Genomic DNA, 1,694 nt, shown 5'->3' with positions numbered 1-1,694 from the left:
GGGCCACCCGCTCCAGCGCCCATTTCTCGAACGCGTGCCCGAACAGCAGCAGCTTGCAGCCGGGGTTCACGGAGGTGCCCCACACCCGACGGGCGTAGACCGTGTGCCCCACCTCCACCCGCAGCCCCGGTACCAGGTCATAGAGGCTCGTGCGCCCCACCAGCTCCCCGCCCTGCTCGACGGCGAACGCGAAGGTGCCCTCCCGCTCGATCAGCTCGGCGAGGTGTGCGGACATGGCCGCGCCGTCCACCGGCAGGGGCGCGCTGTTCCCCGCCCACATGGCCGCGTCGACGAGCTCACGCAGGGCGGGGCCGTCCTCGGGGGCGAGGGGGCGCAGGGTGAGGTCCCCGCGGGTGAGGACGATCTCGTGCTTCATGCACCCATCCTGTCAGCGGCCTCGGGGCGTCCCCCACCCCGGAGGACTTCCGACTCGAGACCATGACCCTCGCGGAGCTGGAGGAGGGTCAGGTGCTCGTCACCAGCACCGTCATGTCTGTGGGCCCGTGCATGGGTGGCCACATGAACGACGTCGCGTCCGACGTGGCCCCATTCGAGGTGGACGCCCCCTCGACGGCGGCGGGGTCCGCACCGTGACCGAATCCCGTGCCTCGGACATCGCCGTGGGCGCCTCCGTGCCCGACCCCGCCTGCCTCGGCGTGGCGGATCCGCGCACGGAGGCGGCCCCGGACGGCATCGACGTCTACTTCGACAAGGTGGGCGGCGACCAAGACCCTCATGCTGCAGGGCTTTCTCCTCCCTCAACATCTGGGCCCAGCCGGCGAGTACTGCGAGAAAGCCCGAGAAGGCCATCGGCCGGCTCAAGGACGGCCCCTTGCAGTATGACGAGACCGAGCGCCCCGACGCTCCCCCGCCGCCGATGCGCGCGAAACCCTGCGAGCCCGGCGGAACATCGCACTGATGCTCAGCGCCGCGGACTGACGAGCCCTTGCCCGCACGCCCCGGGCCTTACCAGTCCCGAAAAACATCCCCATTGCATCTGTGAACTTCGCAAAGGAACAAGGGAAGGGCCTACAACTCAGTCACCTTTGCCCCGTGGGAGCTCATTGGGCGACAGTGAGGGAGGACGCTATGCATCCGACTCTCCCCTCTGCGTTCTATGTCCTGGAGGTGCCCTTCGGGTGGCCAAGGGGTGCTCGCACGCCGCCTCCTGTTGGAACCGCCAGGGATCAGGACGCCCTGCCATGGTGAGCAGAGCTGAGCTTCAGCTCCCCTTGCTTTCCCGAAAGGCCTCTGCATTACGCAGTACCAGGTCCCCCAGGAGACCAAGCCCCAGGAAGAAGACAAGTGCCGTAAGACGATGGGACTGATCGCGCTGGTCCCCGGCGATCTTGGCTTGGATGCCCAAGAGGTCATTCGTGTGCCAGCCGTTCAATACGGCCTGCTGGGGCGCGCCGTTCGCCTCATTCGCCTGAAAGGAATACTTCATCTCGGCAGCGCTCAAATCCTTTGACCAGTCCCCCGCAGCCCCACTGGGAACAGTCGCGATGAAGGATAGAAAGAACCCGACGAGCATAGCCAAGGCCCACCAGAAACGAGCAACCGGCCAATTCACCCGCAACTTCCCCCCGCGGGACTTCTTCACCTTTCCCTTCTTCGACGCCGACCCGGGGGCTCCCCCGGGCTGGAAGCCGTGCCCCCACTGATGAGGGGCAGTCGCAGGCTCCGCCGAGGTG

At 67.2% G+C, this 1,694-nt stretch carries 2 protein-coding genes and 1 pseudogene; 1 reads left to right on the top strand and 2 read right to left on the bottom strand.

Annotated features, from left to right (window positions below; all coding sequences use genetic code 11):
* A partial coding sequence (locus tag ACFWJO_RS37840; RefSeq protein WP_386872669.1) for a GNAT family N-acetyltransferase occupies nt 1-376 on the bottom strand: 376 nt, incomplete at its 3' end.
* Between the two features lie 41 nt (nt 377-417).
* Between ACFWJO_RS37840 and ACFWJO_RS37835 the strand changes: the two are divergent.
* A pseudogene (locus ACFWJO_RS37835) lies at nt 418-594 on the top strand (hypothetical protein); the annotation flags it as partial.
* 628 nt (nt 595-1,222) lie between these two features.
* Here the strand turns inward: ACFWJO_RS37835 and ACFWJO_RS37830 are convergent.
* Nucleotides 1,223-1,603, bottom strand: a complete 381-nt coding sequence (locus ACFWJO_RS37830; RefSeq protein WP_170080054.1) for a hypothetical protein — start codon at nt 1,601-1,603, stop codon at nt 1,223-1,225.
* Nucleotides 1,604-1,694: the final 91 nt, after the last annotated feature.

The sequence above is a fragment of the Streptomyces sp. NPDC127092 genome (assembly GCF_042722475.1).
GTDB lineage: Bacteria > Actinomycetota > Actinomycetes > Streptomycetales > Streptomycetaceae > Streptomyces.
This window is presented reverse-complemented; position numbering and strand designations above follow the sequence as displayed.